Annotated in this window: 15 protein-coding genes; 7 read left to right on the top strand and 8 right to left on the bottom strand. The window is 70.2% G+C overall.

The features are described from left to right. Positions 1–1,412 precede the first annotated feature (1,412 nt). Positions 1,413–1,607 carry a hypothetical protein gene (locus tag O7626_RS41305; protein ID WP_278065249.1) on the bottom strand — a complete coding sequence of 65 codons (195 nt, stop codon included), beginning with the start codon at positions 1,605–1,607 and terminating at the stop codon, positions 1,413–1,415. 389 nt (positions 1,608–1,996) lie between these two features. Then, positions 1,997–3,109: an ISAs1 family transposase gene (locus tag O7626_RS41300; RefSeq protein ID WP_278060713.1), complete on the bottom strand. Its 1,113-nt coding sequence runs from the start codon at positions 3,107–3,109 to the stop codon at positions 1,997–1,999. Between the two features lie 852 nt (positions 3,110–3,961). On the opposite strand from O7626_RS41300, the gene O7626_RS41295 reads away from it, so the two are divergent. Next, the gene (locus O7626_RS41295; protein WP_278065250.1) at positions 3,962–4,324 is read left to right on the top strand and encodes a transposase; all 363 of its coding nucleotides are present in this window, start codon (positions 3,962–3,964) and stop codon (positions 4,322–4,324) included. 451 nt (positions 4,325–4,775) lie between these two features. Here O7626_RS41295 and O7626_RS41290 read toward each other — a convergent pair whose 3' ends face one another. Next, on the bottom strand, positions 4,776–5,207 hold the full coding sequence (locus tag O7626_RS41290; RefSeq protein WP_278065251.1) for a leucine-rich repeat domain-containing protein: 432 nt from the start codon (positions 5,205–5,207) through the stop codon (positions 4,776–4,778). 340 nt (positions 5,208–5,547) lie between these two features. On the opposite strand from O7626_RS41290, the gene O7626_RS41285 reads away from it, so the two are divergent. From O7626_RS41285 to O7626_RS41275, 3 genes are all read left to right on the top strand, one after another. Continuing rightward, entirely contained in the window at positions 5,548–5,907 is a 360-nt protein-coding gene (locus O7626_RS41285; RefSeq protein ID WP_278065252.1) for a hypothetical protein, read from the top strand. A 180-nt stretch (positions 5,908–6,087) separates the two neighbouring features. Beyond that, on the top strand, positions 6,088–6,495 hold the full coding sequence (locus O7626_RS41280) for an AraC family transcriptional regulator (RefSeq protein ID WP_278065253.1): 408 nt from the start codon (positions 6,088–6,090) through the stop codon (positions 6,493–6,495). A 74-nt stretch (positions 6,496–6,569) separates the two neighbouring features. Continuing rightward, on the top strand, positions 6,570–6,980 hold the full coding sequence (locus O7626_RS41275) for a VOC family protein (RefSeq protein ID WP_278065254.1): 411 nt from the start codon (positions 6,570–6,572) through the stop codon (positions 6,978–6,980). Between the two features lie 64 nt (positions 6,981–7,044). On the opposite strand, the gene O7626_RS41270 is transcribed toward O7626_RS41275, so the two are convergent. Further along, positions 7,045–8,346, bottom strand: a complete 1,302-nt coding sequence (locus O7626_RS41270) for a D-alanyl-D-alanine carboxypeptidase (protein WP_278065255.1) — start codon at positions 8,344–8,346, stop codon at positions 7,045–7,047. Positions 8,347–8,600: 254 nt separating this feature from the next. Between O7626_RS41270 and O7626_RS41265 the strand changes: the two genes are divergently transcribed. Together O7626_RS41265 and O7626_RS41260 are read left to right on the top strand one after the other, a co-directional pair. Further along, positions 8,601–8,966: a YciI family protein gene (locus tag O7626_RS41265; protein WP_278065256.1), complete on the top strand. Its 366-nt coding sequence runs from the start codon at positions 8,601–8,603 to the stop codon at positions 8,964–8,966. A 25-nt stretch (positions 8,967–8,991) separates the two neighbouring features. Further along, entirely contained in the window at positions 8,992–10,251 is a 1,260-nt protein-coding gene (locus O7626_RS41260) for a sigma-70 family RNA polymerase sigma factor (protein WP_278065257.1), read from the top strand. Between the two features lie 46 nt (positions 10,252–10,297). On the opposite strand, the gene O7626_RS41255 is transcribed toward O7626_RS41260, so the two are convergent. The 4 genes from O7626_RS41255 to O7626_RS41240 all read right to left on the bottom strand — a co-directional run bounded on the left by O7626_RS41255 (position 10,298) and on the right by O7626_RS41240 (position 15,232). Then, positions 10,298–11,053: a LytTR family DNA-binding domain-containing protein gene (locus tag O7626_RS41255; RefSeq protein WP_278065258.1), complete on the bottom strand. Its 756-nt coding sequence runs from the start codon at positions 11,051–11,053 to the stop codon at positions 10,298–10,300. 10 nt (positions 11,054–11,063) lie between these two features. Further along, the gene (locus tag O7626_RS41250; protein WP_278065259.1) at positions 11,064–12,284 is read right to left on the bottom strand and encodes a histidine kinase; all 1,221 of its coding nucleotides are present in this window, start codon (positions 12,282–12,284) and stop codon (positions 11,064–11,066) included. A gap of 101 nt (positions 12,285–12,385) precedes the next feature. Continuing rightward, positions 12,386–13,954: a sugar transferase gene (locus O7626_RS41245; protein ID WP_278065260.1), complete on the bottom strand. Its 1,569-nt coding sequence runs from the start codon at positions 13,952–13,954 to the stop codon at positions 12,386–12,388. A gap of 405 nt (positions 13,955–14,359) precedes the next feature. Beyond that, positions 14,360–15,232, bottom strand: a complete 873-nt coding sequence (locus O7626_RS41240) for a DNA-formamidopyrimidine glycosylase family protein (RefSeq protein ID WP_278065261.1) — start codon at positions 15,230–15,232, stop codon at positions 14,360–14,362. Positions 15,233–15,316: 84 nt separating this feature from the next. Here O7626_RS41240 and O7626_RS41235 point away from each other — a divergent pair. Further along, a partial coding sequence (locus O7626_RS41235) for a glycosyltransferase family 4 protein (protein ID WP_278066757.1) occupies positions 15,317–16,291 on the top strand: 975 nt, incomplete at its 3' end.

Here is a 16,291-nt window from a genome sequence, read left to right as displayed (position 1 = left end):
TTGTGCTGCCGAATCCGGCTGTACCTGATCAAGAGCGCCGCTGCGCGGCGCCGCGCCGGGGCGGCAGGCCGCCCGGCGGAGCACCGCCCCGGACCGCTTCGCGGCCGGGGCGGGAAGCCCCCGAACCCTGGCGGGAACCGCCCCCGCGCCCCCGACTGGCTGCCAGACGGTCACCACAACTCGTCAATCTTGGCGACGTCTGCCCTGAATCGACGGGCGTCCCGTGATGGCAGTACGGAAGCCGCAGCTTCAAGGATCTGACGAACCTCTCGCAGGTCCGGGCAACACTCCAAGATGCCACAGCCGTACTGGGGGTCCCACAGCCGGTGCCACGGGTCCTGGACGAAGTCCGCCCACGCCCGAAGCGCCCGCGCGACGGCACCTTCCGTGAAACGGGAGCGTTCCAGGTATGCGATGGCTTGGAGCCCTCGGTATGAGAGGCCGGCTACGCGAAACGTAAGGCCGTCCAGCTGTCGGGCACGAAGCTTGGAAGCTCGCACCTGCCTCGGGCGCCTACGCGGCATGACCCTTCTGGATGATCTGCATACCTCGACAATCCCACAGCCTCGCGGCGGTACGGAAGCCGGCAGGGCTGGCCGCCGTCGAGGTTGGGGCTTCCGGCTGCCGCGCCAGTCCACACCCCGGACTGGCTTGCCACCGAGCGCCCCGGGTCACTGCCCGTCGTGGGCGTCCAGGCGTACCGGGCCGTCGCCCGTGCCCCCTACGTGCCCGTAGCGCCGGGAAGCCACGGGGAACGACGGTCACCTGCGGGCACCGTGACCAGGAGTGCGGCCCGTTGACCTTGGCTCGGATCGGCGCCTCAGCGAGTTCCCAAGCTGACAGTGCGGGTTCGATTCCCGTCACCCGCTCCAACAACGAAGGCCCTGGTCAGGACATCAGTCCCAGCCAGGGCCTTCGATATTCAGGATCCATACTCACGTCGTGCGCCATGAGCACCGGTACACCTGGGCGTCGGCCCTGTCGTCGTCCGTGCTAGCGACGACCGACCGTGAATGCTGCTACATACTCTTGTTCTGCAAACGTCATGCGCCACTCGTAGCGACCCGGCGCGAGGGGAAGGGATGGGACGTTGAAAGCGAAAGAAGCATCAAGCATTGTGCCAGGGGCCAACCCGGGTGGTCGCCCGACCTCGACGCCGGCCTCGGTTGCAATGGAGGCTTCACCGTCTGCTGTAGGGACCTTGACTGGCCGCCCATCCGAGTCCAGTAGCTGTAGCTTGAGGGGGAGGCGCTGGTTTGCCCGATCCCATGGGATCTTGATCAGGACTGCAACGGCATGGGGCGCGGTGGGGGAGGACGTAACGGACCAACCTGCCCCCAGCATGTGGACTTTGCCAGACTCAGCCTGCGCAGCGTCGCAGAGGATGAGCTGCGCTTCGACGGGTGAAGCCATCAGTGGGCGGGTAACTCTCGCGTCGACTTGTTGGTCAGGTTGCTGATGATCTGCTCCACCCGTCCCGGTAGCTTCAGGTACGAGGTGTTTGACCAGGTCGGCCGCCCTGTGACGCCCTTCTCGCCCCGGTTGAACGCCTCTATGATCTTGTCTACCGGCTCGTCAGCCTCATAGAACTCGTCGTTGCTGGCCATGGGGTCATCATCCCTTCTCCTGGTGTGGCTGGCTAGCTATCAACAAAGTAAGCGCTGCCTAGGTTCCAAACGTCCCCAATCGGGTCATCGGATGGATATAGGACAACCAGGGCGCGTCTTCCTCGAAGCTCGACCTGGATGATCGCTCGCTCCCCACGATGTTCATCGATGTCCCAGCTGTACGTCAACCCGGCAACGCAGACCACGGCGTCCCGTACCTCGTCGCAGGTCAGTTGATGTTTGGCCGCAATCTTCTCCGCGGTTCGCCAGCTGATGTTGAGCACTGCCACCCAGACGGCACGCCGAGCCATCGTCACCACCGTGAATCTCGCGAGAGGCTTAGGGTAGATATCTCAGTGTTCTGGCCGCTACTGGCTGTTGGGTCAGGGTCATTGCGTTCTGGGGTAGCTGCTGGTCATTGCAGTGATGAGGTCGTGCGGGCGACGGTCGGCGCGTCTGGTGGCGCGGGCGATGTTGGTATCGCCGTTGGTGCGGTGGTAACTGGCCGCGGTGTTACGTAGCGTCGCCATGATTGCGGGGCCGGTGCCGGTTCTGGCTTGGTGGAGGTCTTCACGGAACGTGACGTCGCGGACATGATGGACCTGATTCTCGATCAGCCACTCGTTTCGGGCCCAGGACTGCAGGTCCGCGGGTTGGGCGTGCTCGGCGGGGAGGGAGATGGTGTAGTAGGCGGTTTCCCTGGTGGTCTTGCCCTTGAGGGTGCGGGTGCGGGTGATCCGGACGGCCTGCTCGGCGTGAGGGAACAGCAGACCGCCGGGGGTGGCTACGGTGAGCGCCTTGACCGTGCGGGTCTCCCGCCGGCCGTGACCGGTTTCGCGGCGTCGGTCACCCACCGGGACCTGGGCCCAGGGCAAGGCCTTGAGCTGGGCAAACACGGTCGGCTGGTTACCTTTGACCGGGATGAGCAGGTCGGCGCCGCGAGCGGCGACCTCGGTCGCGTGGCTGGTCTGTGTATGGAGGGCGTCGGCCACGAAGATGAGGCCGTCCAGGCTACCCAGAACCTGTTCGACCGCGTCCAGCAGTGGGGTGAACGCGGGGATTTCGTTGCTTTTCGCGGCCACGGTGACCTGAGCGAGCACGATGCCGGTGCTGGTGTCCAGCGCGGACAGCAGGTGGACCCGGCTGCCATCGGCGCGGCGGGCGCCGCGCATGGTCTTGCCGTCGATGGCGATGACGATCCGGTACCGCCGAGGTCGGGGCGTGACCGGAGGCGGGACGCGGGTACGCAGCCAGTCGGCGAGCACGGTGGCCAGCAGGTCAGCGTCCAACCTGGTCAGCAGCCGCCAGATCGTGGTCGCGGCCGGGACGGCGCGGATGAACCCGAGCCGGGCCCTGGCGAGGTCATCGAGGTCGTGCAGCCAGTCCGCGATGGCCGCGAACGATGATGCGCCGGCGGTCACGGCGCACACCGCGACGGTCAGTAGCCCGACGAGCGGGTAACGCGCCCCACGCGGGGACCGGGGGTCCGCGATGGTGGCCAACGAGTGCTGGAGCCCAGCTTCTTCACCCTCGGTGACAAGGCGCGGTGGCGAGTCGGTGGGGGTGCGAACTGCGGACAGTACCTGAATCGGGCATGCTGACATCGCGGGTGAGGTCCTCAAGGTGTCCGGGAGCGTCGAGAACTCCATGATCACCTACAGGCCTCACCCGCCTTCCTCAACCCCGCAAGGGTCCGCCCACCCCGGGAATCCCCAGTTCAACGGCCACTCGACCAAACACGCAATAGCCCTGCTGTTGGGTGGATAGGTCGGGCCGATACTCGCCTTTGATGGCCCGCATGACTATTGATACAGGTGAACCGAGCTGAGGAGGCTGCGCTGTAACGGCAGCCGAGGAAACCCCATGGATAAGATCAACTGGTATCCGCAAAGCGACGCCAGCACCGATGGCTATCGACTTCCACGCCTCGCGCGTGAGGTCGACCAAGCGCTCATGTCGACGGCGTGCCATTAACGTGCCATTGGGCCAGGACAGCGGAGGCCGTCCGGGGCCGCTAGATGATCGCCGTGACCAGGGCGCCAGTTGGTCAGGCGGCCTACCTTCGACACTTCCCAAGCTGACAGTGCGGGTTCGATTCCCGTCACCCGCTCCAACCGAAAGGCCCTGGTCAGGACATCAGTCCCAGCCAGGGCCTCTGATATGCTCCGAGCCGCGATCATGCTTTGGGCCATCCACGGGCCATTAGCGCCGCCGGGCCACCGCGCCGGCCATCCCGTCGTCCGGGTCGTCGCCGCGCCGCTTGCCCCTGCCCGCCTTCTTCGGCCCGTCGCCCTTTTTCGAGGTGTCGCTCTTCTTCGGCTTGCCGCCCTTGCCTCGGACCGCTCACGCTGGACTTGCCGTACGCGGTTCAGGCGCTGCGGATCCGACGCCGCCGGTACAACGCGGCCACCGGCCACTGGTCCACCGTCACCGTGTACGCAATCACCAGCCTTACCGCAGCTCAGGCCAGCCCTGCCGACGTGGCCGACTGGCTACGCGGACACTGGGCCATCGAGGTACTTCACCATGTTCGCGACACCACCTACCGCGAGGACGCCAGCCGGCTGCGGACGGGCAACGCATCCCGCGCCCTAGCCACCCTCCGCAACACCGCAATCAGCCTTCTCCGCCTGGACGGCGTCACCTCGATCGCGCCAGCCCTCCGCCGAAACGGCCGAGACCCGTACCGATCCCTACGACTCCTTGGACTTGTCTAAAACGGGCATATCTCGACCTTGCGAAAGCCCTGGATCGGTCTGAGAGTGGTGGAGGTTCGTCGCTGGCGGCCGGCCACGCCGTGCCCGAGCGACGCGGCGCAGAAAAGGGCACGCCGGGTCCGCGCAGCGGGTTTCGGCCGTCGGGGCCGGGGTGGCCGGCGCGATTGTGCCGGGCTGCTCCTCCAAGCTCAAGGGCGCTACGTATCGCAAGCGACGGCCCTGCGGGCCGCACTTGACCTCAGAGCCTCTGCGACCCTTGGGCAGGAGTCGTGGGCAGGCCGATGGCCTGCCCTTACATGGAGCGCGCCGTCACCCCCGTCCCCGACTCGTCGCCGTTCACCAGGAAGTCAAGGTCCGCTTGACGTGGCAAGCCGGGCGGCGGCCCGCTTCCACGTTTGGGCGGGTCGATGGCAGACGGGATGGCCAAAGGGTGGTCTCGCTTTGCGGCGGTTCAGAACCAGGGGAGCTGATCGCTGAGGTCGGTGAGGTTGCCTAGGGCGCCGGGCAGCGCGGTGAGCTGGTTGCCGTGCAGGTAGAGCCCGGTGAGGTTGGTGAGGTTGCCCAGTGTGTCGGGCAGCGCGGTGAGCTGGTTGCTGGTCAGGTGGAGCTTGGTGAGGTTGGTGAGGTTGCCCAGTGTGTCGGGCAGCGCGGTGAGCTGGTTGCTGGTCAGGTGGAGCTTGGTGAGGTTGGTGAGGTTGCCCAGTGTGTCGGGCAGCGCGGTGAGCTGGTTGTGGGCCAGGTAGAGGTTGGTGAGGTTGGTGAGGTTGCCCAGTGTGTCGGGCAGCGCGGTGAGCTCGTTGTCGTACAGGTGGAGCTCGGTGAGGTTGGTGAGGTTGCCCAGCGTCTCGGGCAGGAACGCCAATTCAAGCTCAGCAAGATTCAACGAAGAGGCACCGCGACGCAGTGCTTTCTGAATCCGATCGTCGACCTTCGAAGCCACGCGATCAACCTCCAGTACGTCCGATTACCGCTACCTCGGGAACCACAAACAGACGTTGGCGCCAGGATTACTCGAATAGCCGGCGCCAGACGATACCGCAGCCCGGAAGGCCCGACTGACAGCAGTCGGGTCGGACGGTGGCGTGTTGACGAGCGCTGGCATGGACGAAGTTCGGAGCGTGCAGCCGTTCCCGGCGTGTGCGGACGCGATGCGCGGAGCTTGTAAGCGAGACGTCGAGACACGTCCTTCGCCTTCTGCCTGGTGTGAACTGATGTTTGGACCGGTGCTTTGGACCGGTGTGATCCGCGCGCATCCCGGAATGGCGGCCACGAACCTGCTGCGCCCGGCCGGCGAACGCCCCTGGATCGAGGCGCTCCAGCGGAGAGTCGTCAACCTGCTTTCGCAGAGCGAGGAGGACGGGGCGCTGCCCACCCTCTACGCGGCGGTGGCGGACATCCCGGGCAACAGCTACGCCGGCCCGACCGGCTTCCTGCAGACGCGCGGTGGGGCCAGGCTGGTTGGCCGCTCCGCAGCTGCCCGCGACGACGCCCTCGCACGGCGCCTGTGGACGGCCTCCGAGCAGCTCACCGGGGTCACCTTCCCGCTGACCGGCAGCATCAGGAACGCTGGAGCACCGCTGTAGGGACAGCCCTACCCGTACTCGGCCCGCTGGCGGTAGTGACCCAGCGGACCCTGAACTGATGTTCGGCTGGCGCAGCTCTACCTACAGCAGCGGCTCAGCCGGCGCCCGGTGGTGGCGGTGCTCGGCACCGGGCTGATCTGGGGCGTCTGACGCGGCGGGACGCCGTGGTGTGATGGAAGTGTGAGTCGGGCCGCTGAGGAGAACAACCGCCGGATGCTTCGGGCCCGGGACGCGATGGACCGGGCGTACGCGCAGCCGCTGGACGTACCGGCGCTGGCCCGGATCGCGCACGTCTCGGAGGCGCACTTCACGCGTACCTTCCGGGCGACGTTCGGCGAGACGCCGCACCGCTACCTCCAGCGGCGTCGGGTCGAGCGGGCGATGTTCCTGCTCCGGGAGACCGACCGCAGTGTCACCGACATCTGCTTCGGTGTCGGTTTCGGCAGCCTCGGCACCTTCAGCCGTACCTTCCGGGAGATCGTCGGCAGCTCCCCGAGGGAGTACCGGAAGGAGCGCCCGGCAGCGCCCCCGAACGTGCCGAACTGTTTCACGATGGCCTGGACGAGACCCACCGTCGATCTGCGCTGAGCTGCGGATACGGCACAGCAGACTGAGCAGTTTCGGATAAGTTCTCGGCCCGGCCGATCCGTAGCGTGATGGGCATGTTCAACGCCATCACGCACTCGCAGATTTTCGTCCTCGACCAGGACGAGGCCCTTGACTTCTACGTCGGCAAGCTCGGCCTGGAGGTCAATACCGACACCGATCTCGGTTTCATGCGCTGGTTGACCGTCAACGTCCCCGGCGACCCGGAGCGGCAGATCCTGCTGACGACGCCGGGGCCGCCGGCCCTGTCCGAGGAGACGGCGCAGCAGGTACGCGAGCTGCTGACGAAGGGCGCGACCGGTGGCTGGTTGATCTTCAGTACGGACGACTGCCGGAAGACGTACGAGACGCTGCTCGGCAAGGGTGTCGAGTTCACCGAGGAGCCGACCGAGCGGCCGTACGGTATCGACTGCGGCCTGCGCGACCCGTTCGGCAACAGCATCCGGTTTACCCAGCCGACGTCCTGAACCCGCTACCGCTGCGGGGCCCGGTCGGGACGGCACGAACGTCCGACCGGGCCCCGAGCCCCGCTCAGCGGTGCTGCCGGATCCGGTCCCAGTCGCTCGGCGGTTCGAGGCGTACCCCGGAGCGGAGTGTGCCGGTGACCGGCGCACCGTGGCCGGCGACCGCGGTGATCGAGCCGTGTTCGGTCTCCGCCGCAAGCCGGTCCGGTACGGCCGGGATGTCGACGTCCAGCCGTACCCGCATGCCGGGCCAGCCGACCACGGACAGCTCCTTCCCGGCGTGGATCGTGGTGCCGGTGCCGAGCGGGCCCTGCACGGTGGCGACCTGGTCGCCGACCTTGACGACCGGATGCACGGTGAGCGCGGCGGCGGCGGTCCGGACCAGCGGGCGGGTCGCCTTGAAGACCCGGTCGAGCTGCACCGGGGTGTTCGCGCCGGGCTGGCCGAGCACGGCACCGACGATGGTGATCTTCCGACCGCCGACCCTGGTGACGGCGGCGAAGACGAGACAGCCGCCGGCCTCGTCGGTGGAGCCGGTCTTGATCCCCACCACGCCGTCCCGGCCGACCAGCGAGTTGTAGTTCTTCACCTCGCCGGCGACCGGCAGGGTGGCCTTCTTCTGCGCGACGATCTCCGCGAACGCCGGCAGTTCCATCGCCTTGCGGGCCAGGATCACCTGGTCGACGGCGGTGCTCACGGTGCCCGGGTCGAGCCCGGACGGGTCGGTGTAGCGGGTGTCCTTCATCCCGAGCGCGTCGGCGGTGTCGTTCATCTTCTCGACGAACGCCTCGACGCTGCCGGCGTCCCAGGCGGCGAGGATCCGGGCCATGTTGTTCGCCGACGGCAGCAGCACCGCCTGGAGCGCCTGGCGTTCGGTGAAGACCGCGCCCGCGACGACCGGCACCAGGGACTCGCCCCGGGCCAGCTCCGCCGGGTACGCGGCGGCCTGTGCCGCGCTGACCGTCAGCTTCGGCCCGTGCTCGCCCCGGTCGAGCGGGTGCTCGGTGAGGATGACGTACGCGGTCATCACCTTGGTCACGCTGGCGATCGGCACCGGCTCGTTCCCGCCGGAGGTGCCGAACGAGCCGACCCCCTCGACCGAGAGCGCGGCCTGCCCGGTCCTTGGCCACGGCACCACCGGCGCCTTGCCGGGAATCCTCGTCGCCTCCGGCAGGGTACGCGTGACGGCCGCCGTGGGCAGCGGGGTGCGCAGCGGCGCGATCGCGTAGAGCGTGGCACCGGCCAGCAGCACGATCAGCATCCCGATGGCCAGCAGCCAGTAGCCGCGGGCGCGACTCCGCTTCGGCGCTGGTGGCGGTGACGGTGGCGGCACAGGTTCGAGTACCTGGGTCGTCTCGGCGTCGAGCATCGGTCAGATCCCCCGTGTGGTACGCCGGCCGCGCCACGTGGCGCGGCCGGAGCGCTGATGTCGATATCGCCCGGCCGGGCTGCCGGCAGGTCCGGCGGCACGCACCCTGCGAAGTAGTGCATTGTCGCACCGTCCGGCAACCGCACCGCCGATCGTGGCTGGCCGGCGATGTCGAGGACGCGGCGCCGGCTCCGTCCGTAGGGTGACGGCGTGCCGACCGGGTACGGCAGGACGAGCGAGGCGGAGGATCCGAGATGAAGTACCTGCTGCTGATCTACGGCAACCAGGAGAAGTGGGACTCGATCCCGGCGGAGTCGTGGCCGGAGGAGATCGCCAAGCAGGACGCGTTCAACAGGCGCTACCACGAGACCGGTGAACTGCTCGGCGGGTACGGGCTGGCCGACGCCGCCGCGGCCCGGCTGGTCCGGCGCGAGGGTGGCGCCCCGGCCGTCACCGACGGGCCGTACCTGGAGACCAAGGAGTACATCGCCAGCTTCTACCTGCTCGACTGCGACAGCGAGGCGCGGGCGTACGAGATCGCCGCCGACATGCCCTGGGCGGACCAGGAACCGGTCGAGGTCTGGCCGATCCTGCACGAGTCCGCCGCAGACCTGGCCTGACCGTGCACGGGAACGTCGATCACGGGTGAGCGTCGACCGGGCCGTGGAGGAGCTGCTGCGCGAGTTGGCGCCGCAGGTCCTCGGCGCGCTCGTCCGCCGGTACGGCCGGTTCGACGCGGCCGAGGACGCCACCCAGGAGGCGCTGCTCCGGGCCGCCCTGCGCTGGCCGGCCGAGGGGATTCCGGACAATCCCCGGGGCTGGCTGGTGACGGTCGCCGTGCACCGGTTGCTGGACGAGTTCCGCAGCGAGGCGTCCCGGCGGCGGCGGGAGGACGCGGTGTTCGCGGCGACCCCGCAGGCCGAGTTGCTGGGCCGGCCGGCGGACGCCGACCCGGGCACCGAGCGGGACGACTCGCTGACCCTGCTCTTCCTCTGCTGTCATCCGGCGCTGTCGCAGGCCAGCCGGATCGCGTTGACGCTGCGCGCGGTCGGCGGCCTGACCACCGGGCAGATCGCCGCCGCCTTCCTGGTGCCGGAGGCGACGATGGCGCAGCGGATCAGCCGGGCCAAGCAGATGATCCGGAGCAGCGGCCTGCCGTTCGAGCCGCCGGACGGGCCGGACCGGGCCGAGCGGCTGGGCGCGGTGCTGCACGTGCTCTACCTGGTCTTCAACGAGGGCTACACCGCGACGACCGGGCCGGAGCTGACCGCGCCGCGGCTCTCCGACGAGGCGATCCGGCTCACCCGCTGGCTGCACCGGCTGCTGCCGGAGGATCCCGAGGTGGCCGGGCTGCTCGCGCTGATGCTGCTCACCGACGCCCGGCGGCCGGCCAGGACCCGGCCGGACGGCAGCCTGGTGCCGCTGGCCGAGCAGGACCGGGGAAGTTGGGACCGGGAGCGGATCGCCGAGGGCGTCGCGCTGATCACCGAGACGCTGCCCCGGGGGCCGGTCGGGCCCTACCAGGTGCAGGCGGCGATCGCGGCGGTGCACGACGAGGCCGAGCACGTCGACAGGACCGACTGGCCGCAGATCCTCGCCCTCTACGAGCTGCTCGAACAGCTCACCGCGGCGAACCCGATGGTGACGCTGAACCGGGCGGTCGCGGTCGCCATGGTGCGCGGGCCGGCGGCCGGGCTGGAGCTGTTGGAGACCGTCGCCGCGGACAAGCGGATGGCGACCCACCACCGGCTGCTCGCCACCCGCGCCCACCTGACCGAACTCTCCGGGGACCGGGCCGGGGCGGCGGCCGGCTACCGGGCGGCGGCCCGGCGCACCGCCAGCCTGCCCGAGCGGCGCCACCTCACCGCACGAGCCGCCGAACTCGACCCCCGGCAGCACCCCTGACCGGCAGCACCTCTGACCGGCGGTACGCCCGACGCCGCCGACCTCGTCAGCGGTTCCAGTCCTGCTTGGCGGCGCGGACCAGCTTGTCCTTCAGTTCCCGGGTGTGCCGGCGACTGACCGGCAGTTCGGAGTCGTCGATCACCACCACGTACCCGGAGTTGGCGAGCCGGAGTTCGGCGATCAGTCGGAGCTGCACCAGGTACGACCGGTGGATCCGGACGAATCCCGCGTCGGCCCAGCGTTCGGCGAGGGTGGCCAGCGGCACCCGGACCAGGTGTGACCCGTCCGAGGTGTGCAGCCGGGCGTAGTCGCCCTGCGCCTCGACCCAGCGTACGGCCGAGCGGGGCAGCATCCGGGTGGTGCCGGCCAGCTCGACCGGGATCGTCGGGTCGGGTTCGGCCCGGGCCAGGGCCGCCGGATGGGCGGGTACCACCCGGGAGCCGACGACCCGGCGCAGCGACTCGGCGAGTCGTTCGGCCCGGACCGGTTTGCGGACGTAGTCGGTGGCGCCGAGGTCGAAGGCGTCGACGGCGCCGTCGTCGTACGCGGTGACGAAGACGATCGCGGGTGGCCGGGCGAACCGGCGGAGTACCCGGGCCAGCTCCATGCCGTCCAGCCCCGGCATCCGGATGTCCAGGAAGACCACGTCGACGTCGGCGTCCCGGAGCACCCGCAGCGCCTCGGTGGCGTCTCCGGCGGTGTGCAGCCGGGAGACCCGTGGATCGGCCCGCAGGTGGTACGCCAGCTCGTCGAGCGCCGGTGGCTCGTCGTCGACGGCCAGCACGCGCAGGAAACCGGTCACGGTTCAGCCCTCACGCGCTCGCCCGGACATGACGGTGGAACTTCGGTATCCGCATGCTCACCTTCGTACCCGATCCGAGGTCGGTCTCGACGACCAGGCCGAACTGGTCCCCGAAGACCGACCGGAGTCGTTCGTCCACGTTGGAGAGTCCGACGTGCTGGCCGGAGTCGTCGGCCGGGTCGGCGGCGGCGTCGGCGATCCCGGCGACCAGCACCGCCGGGTCCATCCCCACCCCGTCGTCCTCGACCGTTATGTGGCACTCTGCCCCGGCGTCCCGGGCCTCGATGCTGAGCATCCCCATCCCCGGCTTGCGGGACAGCCCGTGCCGGACCGCGTTCTCGACGAGCGGTTGCAGGCAGAGGAACGGCAGGCTGACCGGCAGCACCTCCGGGGCGATCTGGAGTTTCACCTGGAGCCGGTCGCCGAACCGGGCCCGCTCGATCGTCAGGTACCTGTCGATCGAGCGCAGTTCCTCGGCGAGCGTGGTGAACTCGCCGTGCGCCCGGAAGGAGTAGCGGGTGAACTCGGCGAACTCCAGGATCAGTTCCCGGGCCCGCTCCGGGTCGGTCCGGACGAACGAGCCGATCGCGGTCAGCGCGTTGTAGATGAAGTGTGGGCTGATCTGGGCGCGCAGGGCGCGCACCTCGGCCCGGGCCAGCCGCTCCCGGGACGAGTCGAGTTCGGCGAGGGCGAGCTGGGCGCCGGCCCAGTGTGCGGTTTCCAGGGCGGCCTGCACCAGCCCGGGGGCCGGCTGGTCGTCGGCGATCGCCACCAGCGCCGCCCCGGCCCGCCCGTCCGGGCCGGTCAGCGGGGCGATCACGGCGCCCCGGACCGGGCAGTCGACCCGGTCGCAGCGCAGGTCGGACTCGCCGAGCACCGTCGACCGGCGGGTCCGGATGGTGCCGGCGGCGGCGGCCAGCAACTGCTCGCCGTGGTGGCCGCCGCGCCCGTCGATGGCGAGCAGCCGGTCCGGCTCGGCCAGCGCGAGCCCGGCGGAGCCGACCAGGGTACGCAGATGGCGTACCGCCTTGGCCGCACCGGCCGGGGTGAGCCCGGCCCGCAGTGGCTCGGCGGCCAGCCCGGCGGTGTGCAGCACGTCGTAGGTGGCCCGCTGGGTGGCGGTGGCGATGCCCCGCCGGGCGCGCAGCCGCACGACGGCGAACAGCGCAGCCGCCAGCGCACTGATCATCGCCACCACGGCGACCGCCGTGGACAGGTCGGGCATCCCCACCCAGAGATCCTGACGGTTGGTCGGCCGGTTCGCCAAGCCACGATCCGGCCGGAATCCCCCGCCGCCCGACCCGTGGGTCCGGCTACGGCCCGGACGTACGGCTAGTAGGCGCCCTTGCGGGCCAGTACCACCCCGACGGTCCGCCACAGGATGCTCAGGTCGTACGCCAGCGACCAGTTGTCGACGTAGTAGAGGTCGAGCCGGACCGCCTCGTCCCAGGAGAGGTCGGAGCGGCCGGAGACCTGCCACAGCCCGGTGATGCCGGGCCGGACCAGCAGCCGGCGCCGGACGTCGCCGAGGAAGTCGCCGTCGTCGGCCGGGAGCGGGCGGGGGCCGACCAGGGACATCTCGCCCCGGAGCACGTTGATCAGCTGGGGCAGCTCGTCGAGTGAGCTGGCCCGGAGGAACCGCCCGGCCGGGAAGACCCGGGGATCCTCCTTGATCTTGAAGAGCATGCCGTCGGTCTCGTTCTGGTCGACCAGGCTGGCCAGCCGCTGCTCGGCGTCGACGTACATGGTCCGGAACTTCCAGACCCGGAACGTCCGGCCCTCGTGCCCCACCCGGGGTTGCCGGAAGAAGACCGGCCCGGGGTCGGAGATCCGGATCGCCACCGCGACCGCGACGAAGAGCGGGACCAGCAGCAGCAGCCCCAGCCCGGCGGCGAACCGGTCCAGCAGGTTCTTGGCCAGCAGCGCCGGGCCGGAGAGGGTCGGCTCCTCGACGTGCAGCAGCGGCAGGCCCTCGATCGGCCGGATGTGCACCCGGGGGCCGGCGATGTCGGTGAGCTGCGGCGCCACGATCAGGTCGACGCCGGAGCCTTCGAGTTGCCAGGCCAGCCGGCGCAGCTCGCCCGGCTCGGTGCTGGCCGACCCGCAGACCGCGATGGTGTCGCCGCCGACCTCCCGGACCAGCGAGAGGATGTCGCGGCCGGCGTAGACCGGGATCGGCGTCTCGATGCCCCGGGCAGCGGCGTAACCGTCGGTGAGGTGGATCGCCACCGGCACCAGCCCGGCGGCGGGCACCCGCTTGATCGCCTTGTAGACCTCCAGCGCCTCCGGCAGGGTGCCGACCAGCACGATCCGCTGGGCGGCCTGCCCGGCCCGGCGACGCACGGTGTGCAGCAGCAGCCGGGCGGTGGAACGGGCGACCAGGACCAGCAGCAGGGTGCCGAGCAGCGCGGTGCCGACGGTCCACCGGGACAGGTCGGTCTTGGTGGCGAAGGCGAGGAACGAGACGCTGGCCGCGACCGCCACGCCGGCCCGGGTGACCCGCTTGAACTCGTCGGTGCCGAGCCCGAGGTAGCGGCGGTCGTACGCGCCGTTGGCCCAGAGCACGATCAGCCAGCCGAGCGGCAACAGCAGGTAGGAGACGGTATGGAACCAGGTGGGGTCCTTGTCCGCGTCGGTGAAACCGGCCGCCGCCTGGTCGAACGACTGGATCGCGAGCCAGCTCGCCAGGACCGCCGCGCCGAAGTCGAGCAGCAGCAGGATCGCGATGTACGGCCGGTGCCAGCGGGAGACCCGCCGACGCGCCCGCGCCCACGCCGAGCGGGGGACCCCGTTCGGCTGCGGAGCGGTCGGTGGCTGGATCTCGAAGCTGTCGACGTGACGCAGAGTACTCGGTTGGCCGTTGCCTACCGGGCGTTGGAGGCTTGTCGTCACCTCACCCACGTCCTCCCGCGTGACACGTGCCGCCCCTCTGCCGTAAGGGGCTCGGGTCGCCCACCGTCTCAGTCTCTCCCCTGCCGGCCCCGATCCCGGTTCGTCCGCCAGCGCCGTCTCGTGGCGCGGCCGGACGAATCGTGATCGTCGGTGACGCCGACCCGAGGGACAGCACGCCGCCCGCCTCGCCAGCAACGAGAGCCGGACCGCCCGCAGCGGAGTCGCAGACCGGGGTCACTATACCGACGGAGCACGGTGGCGGTAGAGCCCGGCGGTTGCCGGTTTCTTGCCCAGTGGGCGGTTTCGACCCGGAGTAGGGGCCGGGATCACTCAACGTACAAGCAGTTTCGCTCAACATACAAACACAAGCACGCAACCAGCGAACCCGATCGATCAAGCGGGGCCGCCGACCGGTCAACGGACCAGCCGGGAGAGCCGGCGGTCGGCGAGCGGCTTGCCGCCGGTCTGACACTTCGGACAGTATTGCAAGCTCGAGTCGGCGAACGACACCTCACGAATCGTGTCGGCACAGACCGGACAGGGCAGCCCCGTCCGGGCGTGCACCCGCAGCCCGGCCCGCTTCTCCCCCTTCAACTCCGCCGCCCGCTGGCCGAGCGAGCGCTCCACGGCGTCCCCGAGCACCTGCCGGGTCGCCGCGTGCAGCGTCGCCAACTGCTCGTCGGTGAGCCGGTTGGTGAGCGCGAACGGCGACAGCTTCGCGGTGTGCAGGATCTCGTCCGAGTACGCGTTGCCGATCCCGGCCAGCACCTCCTGGTCGGTCAGCACGCCCTTGACCTGGCCCCGTCGACCGCGCAGCCGTTCGGCGAAGGTGGACAGCTCGGCGGCGAGCGCGTCCGGCCCGAGCCGGGCCACCCCGGGCACCTGCGCCGGATCGGTCACCAGGTACACGGCGAGCTTCTTCTGGGTACCGGCCTCGGTCAGGTCGAAACCGGACCCGTCGTCGAGTCGTACCCGCAGCGCGATCGGGCCCTTGCCCGGCTTGAGCGGCAGGCCCGAGTTGAACGACTCCCGGTAGTGCAGCCAGCCGGCCCGGGCCAGGTGCACCACCAGGTGCACGTCCGGCACACCGTCGCCGGCCAGCGTCACGTCGAGGAACTTGCCGTGCCGGCCCGCCGTCGTGACCTGCCGTCCGGCAGCCGCCGACGGCGCCGGATCGTACGTCTTCAGGGCGCTTATCGCCGCCACCTCGATCCGGTCGACCCGCCGGCCGACCGCCCGCTCGCGCAGGTAGCCGGCGAGCGCCTCCACCTCAGGTAACTCGGGCACGGGATAAACGGTAGCGTTCAATCCCGGCCACGCGCCCGACGCGCGGGACGGGAAGGACCCGATCATGGAGGAGGGGCGACCGGCGTGCAGGTGATCGTCGCGCACAACCGGTACCGCGAGGCGCAGCCGTCCGGCGAGAACACCATCGTCGACCAGGAGATCGTCCAGCTCCGGGCCGCCGGGGTGACCGTCCGTCCCTTCCTGCGGAGTTCCGACGAGATCGCGGAGTTCTCCCCGACCGCCAAGGCGCTGTTGCCGATCTCCCCGATCTACGCGCCGAAGGCGCAGCAGGAGCTGAGCCGGCTGATCACCGAGCACCGGCCGGACGTGTTGCACCTGCACAACCCGTACCCGCTGCTCTCCCCCTGGGTGGTCCGGACCGCGCACAAGCACGGGGTGCCGGTGGTGCAGACGGTGCACAACTACCGCCAGGTCTGCTCCTCCGGGCTCTACTTCCGGGACGGCCGGATCTGCCAGGACTGCCGGGGCCGGGCGCTCGGGGTGCCAGCGATCGTGCACCGCTGCTACCGGGGTTCCCGGGCGCAGAGCGCGCTGATGGCGACCACCCTGGCCGTACACCGGCCGACCTGGCGCTCGGTGGACCGCTACATCGCGCTCACCTCCGGGATCGCCGCGCACCTGCGCGACTACGGCATCCCGGACGACCGGATCGTGGTCAAGCCGAACGCCATCCCGGACCCCGGCCCGCCGCCGCCGCTCGGCGACGGCTTCCTCTTCTTCGGCCGGCTCTCCCCGGAGAAGGGCGTCGGGCTGCTGCTCGACGCCTGGCGCCGGCACCCGGTCGGTGCGCTCGGGCCGCTGCGCATCGCCGGGGACGGCGAGCTGCGGCCACTCGCCGAGGCGGCGGCCGCCGAACGGGCCGACGTCGAGTTCCTCGGCCCGCTGGACCGGGCCGGGGTGGCCGCCGCGCTCCGGGCCACCGCCGTGGTGCTGGCCGTGCCGACCTGGCACGACGTGCTGCCCACGGTGGTGATCGAGGCGCTGGCCGCCGGCCGCCCGGTGCTGGGTACCGCGCTCGGCGGCATCCCGTACCTGGTC

Source organism: Micromonospora sp. WMMD1102, from assembly GCF_029626265.1.
GTDB lineage: Bacteria > Actinomycetota > Actinomycetes > Mycobacteriales > Micromonosporaceae > Plantactinospora.
This window is presented reverse-complemented; position numbering and strand designations above follow the sequence as displayed.

What these genes read in the sequence shown, in the direction of transcription:
- O7626_RS41305 (WP_278065249.1), bottom strand. Translation starts at nt 1,607, where the DNA reads ATGGCCAGCAACGACGAGTTCTATGAGGCTGACGAGCCGGTAGACAAG.
- O7626_RS41275 (WP_278065254.1), top strand. Translation starts at nt 6,570, where the DNA reads ATGTTCAACGCCATCACGCACTCGCAGATTTTCGTCCTCGACCAGGAC.
- O7626_RS41270 (WP_278065255.1), bottom strand. Translation starts at nt 8,346, where the DNA reads ATGCTCGACGCCGAGACGACCCAGGTACTCGAACCTGTGCCGCCACCG.
- O7626_RS41265 (WP_278065256.1), top strand. Translation starts at nt 8,601, where the DNA reads ATGAAGTACCTGCTGCTGATCTACGGCAACCAGGAGAAGTGGGACTCG.